General features: G+C 63.6%; 13 protein-coding genes. 2 read left to right on the forward strand and 11 right to left on the reverse strand.

Annotation, left to right across the window (positions count from 1 at the left end; genetic code table 11):
• Positions 1–10 precede the first annotated feature (10 nt).
• The 4 genes from CUJ90_RS13550 to CUJ90_RS13565 all read right to left on the reverse strand — a co-directional run bounded on the left by CUJ90_RS13550 (position 11) and on the right by CUJ90_RS13565 (position 3,530).
• Positions 11–760 carry an electron transfer flavoprotein subunit beta/FixA family protein gene (locus tag CUJ90_RS13550; protein WP_073427184.1) on the reverse strand — a complete coding sequence of 250 codons (750 nt, stop codon included), beginning with the start codon at positions 758–760 and terminating at the stop codon, positions 11–13.
• Positions 761–998: 238 nt separating this feature from the next.
• Positions 999–1,799, reverse strand: coding sequence for a MetQ/NlpA family ABC transporter substrate-binding protein (locus CUJ90_RS13555; protein WP_114163015.1), 801 nt, complete (start codon positions 1,797–1,799; stop codon positions 999–1,001).
• A 53-nt stretch (positions 1,800–1,852) separates the two neighbouring features.
• Positions 1,853–2,506 carry a methionine ABC transporter permease gene (locus CUJ90_RS13560; protein ID WP_073427182.1) on the reverse strand — a complete coding sequence of 218 codons (654 nt, stop codon included), beginning with the start codon at positions 2,504–2,506 and terminating at the stop codon, positions 1,853–1,855.
• Positions 2,496–3,530, reverse strand: a complete 1,035-nt coding sequence (locus tag CUJ90_RS13565) for a methionine ABC transporter ATP-binding protein (RefSeq protein ID WP_114163016.1) — start codon at positions 3,528–3,530, stop codon at positions 2,496–2,498. The genes CUJ90_RS13560 and CUJ90_RS13565 overlap by 11 nt, the downstream gene beginning before the upstream one ends.
• Positions 3,531–3,785: 255 nt before the next feature.
• Between CUJ90_RS13565 and CUJ90_RS13570 the strand changes: the two genes are divergently transcribed.
• A complete protein-coding gene (locus tag CUJ90_RS13570) occupies positions 3,786–4,688 on the forward strand; it encodes an alpha/beta hydrolase (protein WP_114163017.1) in 903 nt (300 codons plus the stop codon).
• A gap of 90 nt (positions 4,689–4,778) precedes the next feature.
• Here the strand turns inward: CUJ90_RS13570 and CUJ90_RS13575 are convergent, their stop codons facing one another.
• Complete coding sequence (locus tag CUJ90_RS13575) at positions 4,779–5,579, reverse strand: enoyl-CoA hydratase (RefSeq protein WP_114163018.1); 801 nt, start codon at positions 5,577–5,579, stop codon at positions 4,779–4,781.
• A gap of 54 nt (positions 5,580–5,633) precedes the next feature.
• Entirely contained in the window at positions 5,634–6,557 is a 924-nt protein-coding gene (locus CUJ90_RS13580; RefSeq protein WP_114163019.1) for a histone deacetylase family protein, read from the reverse strand.
• Positions 6,558–6,848: 291 nt separating this feature from the next.
• Between CUJ90_RS13580 and mltB the strand changes: the two genes are divergently transcribed.
• Positions 6,849–7,994, forward strand: a complete 1,146-nt coding sequence (gene mltB / locus CUJ90_RS13585) for a lytic murein transglycosylase B (protein WP_244219923.1) — start codon at positions 6,849–6,851, stop codon at positions 7,992–7,994.
• Between the two features lie 148 nt (positions 7,995–8,142).
• Here the strand turns inward: mltB and cysM are convergent, their stop codons facing one another.
• The 5 genes from cysM to CUJ90_RS13610 all read right to left on the reverse strand — a co-directional run bounded on the left by cysM (position 8,143) and on the right by CUJ90_RS13610 (position 13,366).
• Entirely contained in the window at positions 8,143–9,045 is a 903-nt protein-coding gene (cysM, locus tag CUJ90_RS13590; protein ID WP_114163021.1) for a cysteine synthase CysM, read from the reverse strand.
• A 337-nt stretch (positions 9,046–9,382) separates the two neighbouring features.
• A complete protein-coding gene (locus tag CUJ90_RS13595; protein ID WP_114163022.1) occupies positions 9,383–9,775 on the reverse strand; it encodes a ComEA family DNA-binding protein in 393 nt (130 codons plus the stop codon).
• A 77-nt stretch (positions 9,776–9,852) separates the two neighbouring features.
• On the reverse strand, positions 9,853–10,845 hold the full coding sequence (gene rfaD, locus CUJ90_RS13600) for an ADP-glyceromanno-heptose 6-epimerase (RefSeq protein ID WP_073427174.1): 993 nt from the start codon (positions 10,843–10,845) through the stop codon (positions 9,853–9,855).
• A gap of 144 nt (positions 10,846–10,989) precedes the next feature.
• The gene (rfaE1, locus tag CUJ90_RS13605) at positions 10,990–11,997 is read right to left on the reverse strand and encodes a D-glycero-beta-D-manno-heptose-7-phosphate kinase (RefSeq protein ID WP_114163023.1); all 1,008 of its coding nucleotides are present in this window, start codon (positions 11,995–11,997) and stop codon (positions 10,990–10,992) included.
• Positions 11,951–13,366 (reverse strand): UDP-glucose dehydrogenase family protein, encoded by a 1,416-nt coding sequence (locus CUJ90_RS13610; RefSeq protein WP_073427172.1) that lies wholly within the window; start codon positions 13,364–13,366, stop codon positions 11,951–11,953. Before CUJ90_RS13610 ends, rfaE1 begins: the two co-directional genes overlap by 47 nt.
• Positions 13,367–13,485 lie beyond the last annotated feature (119 nt).

Consider the following 13,485-nt stretch of genomic DNA (forward strand, 5'->3'; position numbering starts at 1 on the left):
CGCGTTTTACTTAAAGCACCTTGGCTTCGTTCTTCAGCTTCTCGACCAGCGTCTTCACATCCGCCACCTTCACGCCAGCGGAGCGCTTCGGCGGCTCGGCGACTTTCAGCGTTTTCAGGCGCGGCGTGACGTCAACACCGAGGTCCTCGGGCTTGAGCGTTTCCAGCGGCTTCTTCTTCGCCTTCATGATGTTCGGCAGCGTCACATAGCGCGGCTCGTTCAGGCGCAGATCGGTCGTGACCACGGCGGGCAGCTTGAGCGACAGCGTCTCGGCACCGCCGTCCACCTCACGCGACACGGTCGCCCTGCCGTCGGCCACGACAACCTTCGACGCAAACGTCGCTTGCGGCAGGCTGGCGAGCGCGGCGAGCATCTGGCCGGTCTGGTTCGAATCGTCGTCGATCGCCTGTTTGCCGAGGATGACCAGTTGCGGCTGCTCCCGGTCGACCAGCGCCTTCAGCAGCTTGGCGACCGCCAGCGGCTGCAGTTCCTCGTTCGATTCGATCAGCACGGCGCGGTCCGCGCCGATCGCCAGCGCCGTGCGCAGCGTTTCCTGCGACTGCGTGACGCCGCACGACACCGCGATCACCTCGGTCGCCACGCCCGCTTCCTTCAGACGCACCGCCTCTTCCACCGCGATTTCGTCGAACGGATTCATCGACATTTTCACGTTCGCGATGTCGACGCCCGTGCCGTCCGACTTCACCCGGACTTTCACGTTGTAATCGACCACTCTCTTGACTGGCACCAGGATTTTCATGCACACGCTCCAAAGTTACGAATACGTCAACCCAGCGAACATTATAACGACTGCCCTTGCGGGAGCCTTGTCGCGGGTGCTTTAGCAGGAGGATATCGCTCCCCAGCGGCGTGACGGCAATAGCGAACGATCGTTCTATTTTAATCACGAAAAAACCCGGGTGACAACCCCGGGCTCCGATTCACGACTCTAAATTCGCATTGCCGTCGTGCTTGCCATGTTCACATGGCTGCCGGATTCACCAGGCGGTAATCACCGCGCCGCCGAACTTGCCTTCAACGAACTGCTTCACTTCCGGCGAGTGATACGCCGCAACCAGCTTGGCGACCCACGGCTTGTTCCTGTCGGCTTCGCGAATCGCGATGATGTTCACGTACGGCCCCTTCGGATCTTCGATCGCAATGGCGTCCTGTTTGGGCTTGAGACCCGCTTCCATCGCGAAGTTCGTGTTGATCGCGGCCGCTTCCACGTCGTTCAGCGAACGCGGAATCTGCGCGGCGTCGAGTTCGACGATCTTCAGCTTCTTCGGATTCTCGACGATGTCGAGCGGCGTCGCCTTCAGCCCCGCGTCGGCCCGCAATTTCAGCAGACCCTGTTTTTGCAGCAGCAAGAGTGCCCGGCCGCCATTGGTCGGATCGTTCGGCACCGCGATCTTCGCGCCCGGCTGCAGTTCGGCCAGCGTCTTCACCTTCTTCGAATAGATGCCCATCGGATAAGTGACCGTGTCGGCCACGCGAATCAGCTTGTAGCCGCGGTCCTTCACCTGGGCCTGCAAGTACGGCTCATGCTGGTAGCTGTTCGCGTCCAGATCGCCGCCGGCGAGCGCGGCGTTGGGCTGCACGTAGTCGGAGAATTCGACAACCTTGATGTTCAGACCGTTCTTCGCCGCGACCGTCTTCACGACCTCCATGATCTGCGCGTGCGGACCGCCGGTGACGCCGACCTTGATCGTGTCTTCAGCATGAGCCGCGGTGGTGGCGGCGAACAGCGAGGCGGCGCCGAGCGTGGCGGCCAGCTTGAGGATGAAACGACGTTGCATGATGGACCTTCCGAATCTATCGATTCTGTTTAGCGGGCAACGATGGCCCCTGTTTATTTATGGCTCAAACGACGCACGAGCCAATCCCCGAACGACTGCACCAGTTGCACGAAGACGATCAGAATCACCACGACCGTCAGCATGACCTCCGGCAAAAAACGCTGATACCCGTAACGAATGCCCAGATCGCCGAGTCCGCCGCCGCCGATCGCGCCGGCCATCGCCGAATAGCCGACCAGCGACACGAACGTGATCGTCAAACCGGCGACCACGCCCGGCAACGATTCCGGCAGCAGCACCTTGAAAACGATCTGGCTGGTGGTCGCGCCCATCGCCTGCGCGGCTTCGATCAGGCCGCGGTCGACTTCACGCAGCGCGGTCTCGACCAGACGCGCGATGAACGGTGCGGCCGCGATCGTCAACGGCACCACGGCGGCGGCCGTGCCGATCGACGAACCCACCACCAACCGGGTAAACGGAATCACCGCGACCAGCAAAATGATGAACGGCGTCGACCGCACCGCATTGACCACCACGCCCATCGCGCGATTTACCGCGACGTTCTGCAACACGCCCTGACGGTCCGTCAGATACAGCAGCACGCCGAGCGGCAAGCCCACCAATGCGCCGACCAGTCCGGAAATGCCCACCATCACGAGCGTTTCCCAGAACGACTGGACGAACATATCCAGCATTTCACTCAACATACGAGAGCTCCTCCACCACCACACCCTGTTCACGCAGATACGTCAGCGCCTGCGCCACCTTCTCCGGTTGGCCGCCCGCGAGCACCGCGAGCGAGCCGAACGCCTGCCCCTGGATCTCGTCGATCTGGCCGTGCAGGATGTTGAAGTCGAGCTCGTAACGGCGAATCGTCTCGGACAGTATCGGCTGATCGACGCCCGAGCCGGTGAACGCGAGACGCAGCAGATGACCGCTGCCCGTCTTCAAGCGCTCGGCCACGCGCGCCTTCATGGCGGGCGGCAATTCCTGCGCGATCACGTCGCCGATCAGCGCGCGCGTGACTTCGTGATGCGGCTGCAGGAACACGTCGATCACCTTGCCCTGCTCGACCACGCGGCCCGCGTCCAGCACCGCGACGCGGTCGCAGACCTGCTTGATCACGTCCATCTGGTGCGTGATCAGTACGATCGTCAGGTTCAGTTCGCGATTGATGCGCTTGAGCAGATCGAGAATCGAGCGTGTGGTTTCCGGATCGAGCGCGGAGGTCGCTTCGTCGGAGAGCAGCACTTTCGGCTTGCTCGCCAGCGCGCGCGCAATGCCGACGCGTTGCTTCTGCCCGCCGCTGATCTGCGCCGGATACCGATCCTTCTGCGCCGACAGGCCGACCAGGTCGAGCAGCGGCACCACGTTCGCCTCGATCTCGTCGCGCTTCAGGCCGGCGAGTTCGAGCGGCAGCGCCACGTTCTCGTACACCGTGCGCGACGACAGCAGGTTGAAGTGCTGGAAGATCATGCCGATTTCGCGGCGCGCCTCGCGCAATTGCGCGGCGGGCAGCGTGGTGAGATCGCGGCCGTTGACGACGATGTTGCCTTCGGTGGGCCGCGTCAGCAGATTGATGGTGCGCACGAGCGTACTTTTGCCCGCGCCGCTGCGCCCGATGATGCCGAACACTTCGCCCGGCGGAATCGACAGATTGACGTTGTGCAGCGCTTCGACCCAGCCCCGGGGTCCGGCGAACCGCTGGGAGATATTGCGTATTTCGATCATGGAAAAACGAAACGGCGGAGTTTGTCGGCGAGCGTTGAATGCTCCCGGCAAGCGGCCGCCGTTGCTTTTATTAGGATTTGAGCCGGCAATTCTACCGCAGCCCGACATCCCCTTTAATAATCAATTACGATCTTTTCATAACCAGACGGCATTAAAGCGCTACCCCGGATAAGCAACGATCGCGCGCGCGGGTTCGCTGCGGCTATGATCGGACGGAGTCAATGCAGGACCCACCTCAGACACGACATGGCAGCCATGGAGACAATCCCCACCGGCAATGCAAGGCCCGCCGCGGGCGCCCGCAAAGGCGGCGCCGCGCAGCGCTCGACGGTTACGACAAGCGACGGCGTCGACCTGCCGTTGTATCGCTGGCCGGCCACCGCGCCCCTGCGCGCCACGGTCGCGCTGCTGCACGGGCTCGCGGAACACGCCGGGCGTTACGCGGCGCTCGCGGATCGGCTAAACCCGGCCGGCATCGAACTGGTCGCCGTCGATTTGCGCGGACATGGGCTGGCGCCGGGCAAGCGCGCGCGAATCCGCCGCTTCGACGACTATCTGCTCGACGCCCAGGCCTTGCTCGATGCGGCTGCCACGAGTTGCGCACCGCTCTTTCTGATGGGCCATAGCATGGGCGGCGCAATCGCGGCGCTCTACGCGATCGAGCGGCTGGACGCGAGCGGGCGTCGATTGAGCGGACTGATTTTGTCGAGCCCCGCGCTCGCGCCAGGGCACGACGTTCCGCGTTGGATGCTCAGCTTGAGCCAGTGGATCAGCCGCGTATGGCCGGGTTTCCCGGCGATGAAAATCGACGCCGCCTTGCTCTCGCGCCTTCAGCCGGTGGTGAACGCCAATCGCAACGATCCGCTCGTTCATCACGGCTCGATTGCGGCGCGCACCGGCGCGGAACTGCTGCTGGCGATGGCGCGGATCGAACGCGGCCGCGCGAGCCTGCGCGTGCCGTTATTGATCTATCACGGCACGGCGGACAAGCTCACCGAACCGGAAGGCAGCCGCGCATTCGGCCAGCATGCGGGCTCGCCGGACAAGACGCTCACGCTGCACGAAGGCAGTTATCACGAGACGATGAACGATATGGACCGCGATCGGGTAATCGGGCAATTGATCGAATGGATCGAAGCGCGGGTTGCGAAGCCCTGAGCATGTGATGGTTTTCGAAGCACAGGCCGCGATGCAAAACGCGTTGAACGCCGCCACGGCGGAGGTCGATGGATACCTTGCTAACGCCGTTCAACGCTTCCAGTCGGGCGGGCGTTTGTCGATGAATGCCTGCACGCCTTCGAGCGCCGATTCATCCATCATGTTGCAGGCCATCGTCTGGCCGGCGAGCTGGTAAGCCGCTTCAACGCCCATTTCCAGTTGCCGGTAGAACAGGCCCTTGCCGGCGCTCACGGCTTCCACGGGTTTCGCGCAGATGCGGGTGGCGAGCCGCGCGACTTCGGCGTCGAGCGCGTCCGCCGGGACCACGCGGTTGACGAGCCCTTGCTGCTGCGCTTGCGCCGCGTCGATGAAATCACCGGTGAGCAGCATTTCGAGCGCCGCCTTGCGTGACAGATTGCGCGACAGCGGCACCGAAGGCGTCGCGCAGAACAGCCCCAGATTGACGCCCGACACGGCAAAACGCGCTGTCTCGGCGGCGACCGCCAGATCGCACATCGCGACCAGTTGACAACCAGCCGCCGTGGCGATGCCGTGCACGCGCGCGATCACCGGTTGCGGCAAGCGCTGGATCGTCAGCATCAGCTTTGTGCAGCGCGCGAACAGCGCCTGGTAATAAGCCAGCGACGGCGCCGCGCGCATTTCCTTCAGATCGTGTCCCGCGCAGAACGCGCGGCCCGCGCCGGCGATCACGACTACGCGCGCGTCCGTCCGCGCGATGTCGGTCAATGCTTGTTGCAGGTCGTCGAGCAAGGCTTCGGAGAGCGCGTTGAAGGCATCGGGCCGGTTCATCGTCAGGCGCACGACGCCCGCCACGCCATATGCGTCGCGTTCGATCTCCACCAGTGACGCGCTGCGGATCTCGGCGTTCATGGCTCGCTCCTCATTACGTTGATGCGGCTTGCGCGGTTCGCGCGCCGCCGCGCCTCAGATTCCGGCCAACGCCCGCACGTGCGCGACCACGCTGCGCCCGAGCGCCGACAGGTTATAGCCGCCTTCGAGACAACTGACGATCCTGCCACGCGCATAGCGTTTGGCGATTTCGCGCATCTGGTCGGTGATCCACGCGTAGTCGTCCTCGACGAGGCCCATGTTGCCGAGATCGTCCTCGCGATGCGCGTCGAAACCGGCGGAGATGAAGATCATCTCGGGCTTGAAGTCATGGAGACGCGGCAGCCACAGCAGGTCGACCGCCTCGCGCACGGCCATGCCTTTCGAGCGCGCCGGCATCGGCACGTTGCACATGTTGGGCGCCTGATTCTCGGCACCGGTGTACGGATAGAACGGATGCTGGAAGATGCTGCACATCAGCACGCGCGAATCGCCGGAGAAGGCCGCTTCCGTACCGTTGCCGTGATGAACGTCGAAGTCGATGATCGCGACCCGCTGCAAGCCGTGCACTTCGAGCGCATGACGCGCGGCGATCGCCACGTTGTTGAAGAAGCAGAAGCCCATCGCGCGCGCCGGTTCCGCATGGTGGCCGGGCGGGCGCACGCTGCAGAAGGCGTTGTCGAAACGGCCTTCGATCACGGCATCGGTCGCGGCCACCGCGGCGCCCGCCGCGCGCAACGCGGCTCGCAGGGTATGCGGATTCATCGACGTATCTGGTTCGATCTCGGCGAGGCCTTCGGCGGGCGAACAGTTGCGGATGTAGTCGATGTGCGCCTGCGTATGCACGCGCAGGAGCGCGGCTTCCTCGGCGAGCGGCGGCGACTCGCGCTCGATCAGCGAGTCGATGCGGCTCGCGATCAATTGGTCTTCGATTGCCTGCAGGCGCGCCGGGCATTCGGGATGCCATTGCCCCATATCGTGCAGCAGACAGTCGGCGTGGGAATAAAAGCCTGTTGCCATGATCCTCTTGCGCGGCGCGGCGCCTCGAGGCGCGCGCGGCGTGTCTCCGTAGAGGGCGCGCGCCCTCGGCGCGCCAACATTTATCAACTTACCACACGAGGCGGGTGTGACGTGTCCGGCACAGTTTTGCGGAAGGCGTCGGGTATACTGCCCCGAACCGTTTTCCCTGTCTGTTTTCCTGTCTCTTTCGCACTGCGCCCTCAGCTCACTATGACCGTCAAGCTTGCCCTGTCCGCACGAAACCGGCTACGCATCAAGACTCTCGCCGCCGCCCTCTCCGTCGCATCGTGCATGTTCATGGCAACCAGTCCGGCGATAGCGCAGAGCGCCGGCAAAAAACCACCGCTGCTCGTGCAAAGCCAACCGCAACCCGCGGTGCAGCAAGGGCAAACTTTCGAAGAAGAAATCATCCCGCAGCGCTACGCGAACAATCCCAATGTCGACGCGTTCATCAACGACATGGTCGCGCGCTACGACTTCGACGAAGCCGCGCTGCACGCGCTCTTTGCCGGCGTGAGTTATTCGGCGACCGCCGTCAAGCTCGTGACGCCGTCGCCCACGCCCTCGGTCAAGAACTGGCGCGCGTATCAGTCGCGCTTTCTCGACCAGGTTCGGATCAACGCGGGCGTGCGCTTCTGGCGCGCCAATCAGGCGACGCTGCAACGCGCCTACGAAGAGTTCGGCGTGCCGCCGGAAGTGATCGTCGGCATCATCGGCGTGGAGACGATTTACGGGCGTTTCATGGGCAACTTCCGCGTGCTCGATGCGCTCACCACGCTGACCTTCGACTACCCCGACACCGCCAACCGCGCTGACCGTCAGGCGACCTTCCGCAAGAATCTCGAAGACTACCTGGTGTGGACGCACGATGCGCAGATCGATCCCAACACGGTGCTCGGTTCCTACACGGGTGCGATCGGTATTCCGCAATTCCTGCCGAGCAGCATCGTGCAATACGCGGTGAACTATGACGGCAACAAGCGCATCGACCTGCGCACGAGCGAGGCGGATGCGATCGGCAGCGTGGCGAATTACCTGCGGCAACACGGCTGGGAAAACGGCCGGCCGGTGGTGTGGAAGATCGGCACCGACGCCGGCAGCCTGGGCGTTGCGCAAGCCGCCGCCGACGGCCAGCCCGAGCCGCACTGGCCGCTCGACCAATTGCTGCGCGCCGGGCTGCTGCTGAACGAACCGCAAGTGAATGTCGCCTCGGAAGCCGGCACGCCGGTAACGATCGTGGATCTGCCGTCGCCTGGACGCGGCACCGAGTACATGCTGGGCCTGAAGAATTTCTATGTGCTGACGCGCTACAACCGCAGCTTCTTTTACGCCCTCGCGGTGTATCAGTTGGGCGAGCGGGTCAAGGCGCAGATGGCGTCGAGCGATGCGGTGAATGGCAATGGCAATGCTGCCGTGCCCGGTGCGGCTTCGCAATAAGCCGCGGGCGTTGATTCCCGCGGGCTTGTGAACAAAAAAGCGCCGGTTTTGCCGGCGCTTTTTTGTTGGGCTCGTGTGACCCATGCGGACGTGCATGCGGGAATGTGCGCGTGCTTGCGCGCGCAAACGAATCCGCGACCAACTCCGCTTACGCCGGAAACACCCCGGTCGACAGATACCGGTCGCCGCGATCGCAAACGATGAATACGATTGTCGCGTTCTCGACCTGACGCGCGATGCGCAATGCCACTTCACACGCGCCGCCCGACGAGATGCCGGCGAAGATGCCTTCGACCGACGCCATGCGCCGCGCCATCGCTTCGGCGGCGGCCTGGCTCACGTTCTCGACACGATCCACGCGGCTGCGGTCGAAAATCTTCGGCAGATACGCTTCCGGCCACTTGCGGATGCCCGGGATGCGCGAACCTTCTTCCGGCTGCGCGCCGATGATCTCGATCGCCTGGTTCTTTTCTTTCAGGTAGGTCGACACGCCCATGATCGTGCCGGTCGTGCCCATCGACGATACGAAGTGGGTGATGCGCCCTTCGGTATCGCGCCAGATTTCCGGGCCGGTGCCTTCGATGTGCGAAGCCGGATTGTCCGGATTCGCGAACTGGTCGAGGATGATGCCCTTGCCTTCGCGCTGCATCTGCTCGGCCAGGTCGCGCGCGTATTCCATGCCGCCGGTGACCGGCGTCAAGACGATCTGCGCGCCGTACGCGGCCATGCTTTGACGGCGCTCCACCGACAGATCCTCCGGCATGATCAACACCATCTTGTAGCCGCGGACCGCAGCCGCCATCGCGAGCGCGATGCCGGTGTTGCCGCTGGTCGCTTCGATCAGCGTATCGCCCGGCTTGATGCGGCCACGCGCTTCCGCTTTCTTGATCATCGACAGCGCCGGACGGTCCTTCACCGAGCCCGCGGGGTTATTGCCCTCGAGCTTCGCAAGGACCACGTTGTTGCGGCTGCGGATCTCGTCGTCGGGAAGCCGGACGAGTTGCACGAGCGGCGTATTGCCGATCGTGTCTTCAATCGTTTTGTAAGCCATATGGGTTTTGAACTGTCGATGCGCGGAGTCTTGATTCATCGATTCTAAACTACCGTGCCCGCCGCTGCCGCGCGGCCCTTCTGACCGCATGGATGCAGGCGTTCACCGGCGCGGGCGCGCGAAGCTCGGGGCAAGCGTGCATGACGCCCCGCGTCGAACCGAAAAAAACATGGAAAAACACGCTCGATCCACGCAAAAAGCCCGCGGCCGAGAACCGCGGGAGCCAGTCATCTGCATGACAGCTGAAGGAGTGCTCTTGCCAACTCCAACCATGAAGGGAACGACAGTGACGGGCCGCGTGCGCGGGTGATCATGCCCGCGCACGGCCCGCCTCAGGCTACTTCTTCACCGCCACCGTGGCGTTGCTTTTTTGGGCGTTGCCCGCGTTCGCCGCATTAGCCGCATTCGTCGAAACGGCCGGCTCCTTGGCCTGTGCAGACGCCGCAGCCGGCGTGCCAGCAGCCGCGCCAGCCGGACCGACAGCGAGACCCTCCGCCTGCAGGCGCTCGACGGTATGCCCGCCCATGCCCTTGACGCGCTTGCCGAGATCGGCCGGATCCTTGAACGGACCATGCGCTGTACGCTCGTCGAGAATGGCTTTCGCTTTGGCGGGACCGATGCCCTTGATGCCGCGCAGCGCGTCCTCGTTAGCCGTATTGACGTCGACCGCCGCATACGCGTGGCCGAAAGCGGCCAGCATGGCCGCGGTAACCAGAATTTTTCGAAACATATGGAACCTCCCTCGTACAACCGGTTGGCGACCATCACCAACCGGGAGATTCCAGTGTAAAGAGGTACTCGAAAAATTTACACCTGGCCGAATAGCCAACGTACGTAGCGATCGACACCTTCCTGAACGCTCAGGAACGGCGCGTCGTAACCGGCCGCGCGCAGCTTCGACTGATCGGCTTGCGTGAAGCACTGGTACTTGCCGCGCAATGCATCGGGGAACGGAATGTATTCGATCAACCCGCGCTGCACCTGATCGGCGAGCGACAACGGCGGCTCGTTGTTCAGCGAGCGCAGCGTGTTGACGACCGTCGTGGCGATGTCGTTGAAGGGCTGCGCGCGACCGCTGCCCAGATTGAAGATGCCCGACTTGTCAGGGTTGTCGAAGAAGAACAGGTTGACCTTCACCACGTCTTCAACAGAGACGAAGTCGCGCGTCTGTTCGCCCGCGGCATAGCCGTTGTATTCGCCGAACAGCTTCACCTTGCCCTCGGCGCGGAACTGGTTGAAGTTGTGAAACGCCACCGACGCCATGCGCGCCTTATGCGTTTCGCGCGGGCCGTATACGTTGAAATAGCGGAAGCCGGCAATCTGGCTTTTCGCGCTGGGCAGCACGCGGCGAATCACCTGGTCGAACAGGAATTTCGAATAGCCGTATACGTTCAGCGGCTGCTCGACCTCGCGCTCCTCGACGAAGCGGCTCGATCCGCCATACGTGGCCGCCGACGACGCGTACAGAAACTGGATGTTCTGCGCAAGGCAGACATCGAGCACGTCGCGGCTGTAGCGGAAATTGTTGTCCATCATGTAGCGGCCGTCGGTTTCCATCGTGTCCGAGCAGGCGCCTTCGTGGAAAATCGCGCGCACCTTGCCGAAGTCGCCCCGCTTGAAGCGTTCGACGAATTCGGTCTTGTCGACGTAATCTTCGATCTCGCAATCGACGAGGTTCTTGAACTTGTCGGCGCGTGTGAGATTGTCGACCGCGATGATGCGTTGCTCGCCGCGCTCGTTGAGCGCCTTCACGAGATTGCTGCCGATAAAGCCGGCTGCGCCGGTGACGATGAGAGTCATGATGAGCCTGCGGTAATGAGCTTTGCATGGGATCGGAGCCAGCGCTCAAGCGCTAACCCCGATCGACAGCTTCGGTTGAGCCCCGCGGATCCCTTTTGCGCGCCGTCAAGCAGCGCGAAGCGAGGGACCGGCGGGCCGCATCAATCAAGGAAAGAGTTCGTCGTAGTCGACGGTGGCGGTGCCGAGCTTGCCGACCACGATGCCGGCCGCGCGATTCGCGAGCCCGACCGCCTCGATCAGCGTGAGACCCGCGCCGAGCATGGCGGCGAGCGTGGCAATCACGGTGTCGCCCGCACCCGAAACATCATACACTTCGCGCGCGACGGCCGAAGCGTGCAGGATGCCGTCGTCGGAGAAGAGCGTCATGCCCTCTTCCGAACGCGTGAGCAGCAACGCCTTGAACTGCAAATCGGCGCGCAGCTTCGTCACACGCGCGATCAGATCTTCTTCCGACTTCCATTGCCCGACGACCTCGCGCAACTCGGCGCGGTTCGGCGTGATCAACGTCGCGCCGCGGTAGCGGTCCCAGTCGTCGCCCTTCGGATCGACCAGCACCGGCTTGCCCGCCGCATGCGCCTTCGCGATCATCTGCGTGACATGCGTGAGCCCGCCCTTCGCGTAGTCGGACATGAGGATCACGTCGTGCGAAGGCAGCAGGTCGTCGAAACGCTGGAGGCCCGCGAGCAGCACTTCGTGCGCCGGCGTGTTTTCGAAGTCGACACGCAGCAACTGCTGCTGACGCGACAGCACGCGCAGTTTGATAGTGGTGAGTAGATCCGGATCGCGTTCGAGATGCGGCGTCACGCCGCTTTCGCTGAGCAACTGCACGATGCGCTCGCCGGGTTCGTCGTGGCCGACCACGCACAGCAAACCCGCCTGCGCGCCGAGGGCGACCGCGTTGCGCGCGACGTTCGCCGCGCCGCCGAGGCGGTCTTCCTGCCGCTGGACGTGCACCACGGGCACCGGCGCTTCCGGCGAAATGCGGTTCACGTCGCCGAACCAGTAGCGATCGAGCATCACGTCGCCGACCACCAGCACGCGGGCGGCACCGAGCTGTTTGCGCGGCACCACGGTCAGCGTCGGCGCGAGTGAGGACACAGCGGCCTCAGGCATCGTCTGAGACATCGGCCGAGACTCCAGAGGGTTGGGCATAAGGGCGTCCAATCGAGTGATAGTCGATGCCGAGTTCGGTCATCGCATCCGGTTCGTAGAGGTTGCGGCCGTCGAAAATCAGCGGCGACTTCAGCACCGATTTCAGGTGCACGAAATCCGGACTCTTGAATTCCTTCCATTCGGTCACGATTACGAGCGCGTCGGCGCCGGTGAGCGTTTCGTCCTGCGTATTCGTGAACGTGAGACGCGCAAGCTGGTCCGGCGCATCATGCAGATCCATCGCGAACACGCGGCGCGCTTCGGCTACCGCGACGGGGTCGTATGCGCGTACCTGCGCGCCGCGCTTGAGCAATTCGGCGATCACGCGGCGGCTCGGCGCCTCGCGCATGTCGTCGGTATTCGGTTTGAACGCGAGCCCCCACACGGCGAACGTGCGGCCGCTCAGGTCCTCGCCGAGCGTGGCGGTGACCTTTTGCACCAGCACGTCTTTCTGCCTGTGGTTCACTTCCTCGACCGCTTCGAGAATGCGCAGGTTGTGGCCGCTTTCGCTGGCGGTGCGAATCAGCGCCTGCACGTCCTTCGGGAAACACGAACCGCCGTAGCCCGCGCCGGCATACAGAAAGTGATAGCCGATGCGTGGGTCCGAGCCGATGCCGCGGCGCACCGCTTCGATGTCCGCGCCGACCCGATCCGCGAGATTCGACATCTCGTTCATGAACGAGATGCGCGTGGCGAGCATCGCATTGGCCGCGTACTTGGTGAATTCGGCCGAGCGCACGTCCATCGTCAGCGTGCGTTCGTGATTGCGGTTGAACGGCGTGTACAGACGCTTCATCAGTTCCCGCGCGCGCAGACCGGCTTCGTCGTCGTCGCTGCCGAGCACGATGCGGTCGGGCCGCATGAAATCGTCGACGGCCGCGCCTTCCTTCAGAAACTCAGGATTGGAGACCACCGAGAAGCGATGCTGCGCGCTGTTCGCGAGCCCCCGCTTCGCCAGTTCTTCTTCCACCACGGCTCGCACGCGCTGCGCGGTGCCGACCGGCACCGTCGATTTGTCGACGATCACCTTGAAGCCGTTCATCGTGCGGCCGATGTTGCGCGCCGCTTCGAGCACGTATTGCAGATCGGCCGAGCCGTCTTCGTCGGGCGGCGTGCCGACCGCGATGAACTGCACGTCGCCGTGCGCCACGCTCGCCGCGATATCGGTCGAAAACGTGATGCGCCCCGCCGCGCGTGTGCGGGCGATGATCTCCTGCAAGCCCGGCTCGTGGATCGGCACACCGCCGTTGTTCAGGATGTCGATCTTGCGCTGATCGACGTCGAGGCAAAAAACGTCGTTGCCGAGTTCAGCGAGGCACGCGCCTGTGACGAGGCCGACATAGCCGGTGCCGATAATGGTGATTTTCATACGCTTTCCGGTGGAAGATTCCGGTGATGATTCCCGGCGATGAAGCCGGTCAAGAACACGCCGCGAGATCCGCCCGCGCGGCCGCTGCTGCCATGCGCGCGGCGAGATGGCTGCCGCAC

Origin of the sequence: Paraburkholderia terricola (genome assembly GCF_003330825.1) — a bacterium.
In the GTDB taxonomy this organism is placed as follows: Bacteria; Pseudomonadota; Gammaproteobacteria; order Burkholderiales; family Burkholderiaceae; genus Paraburkholderia; species Paraburkholderia terricola.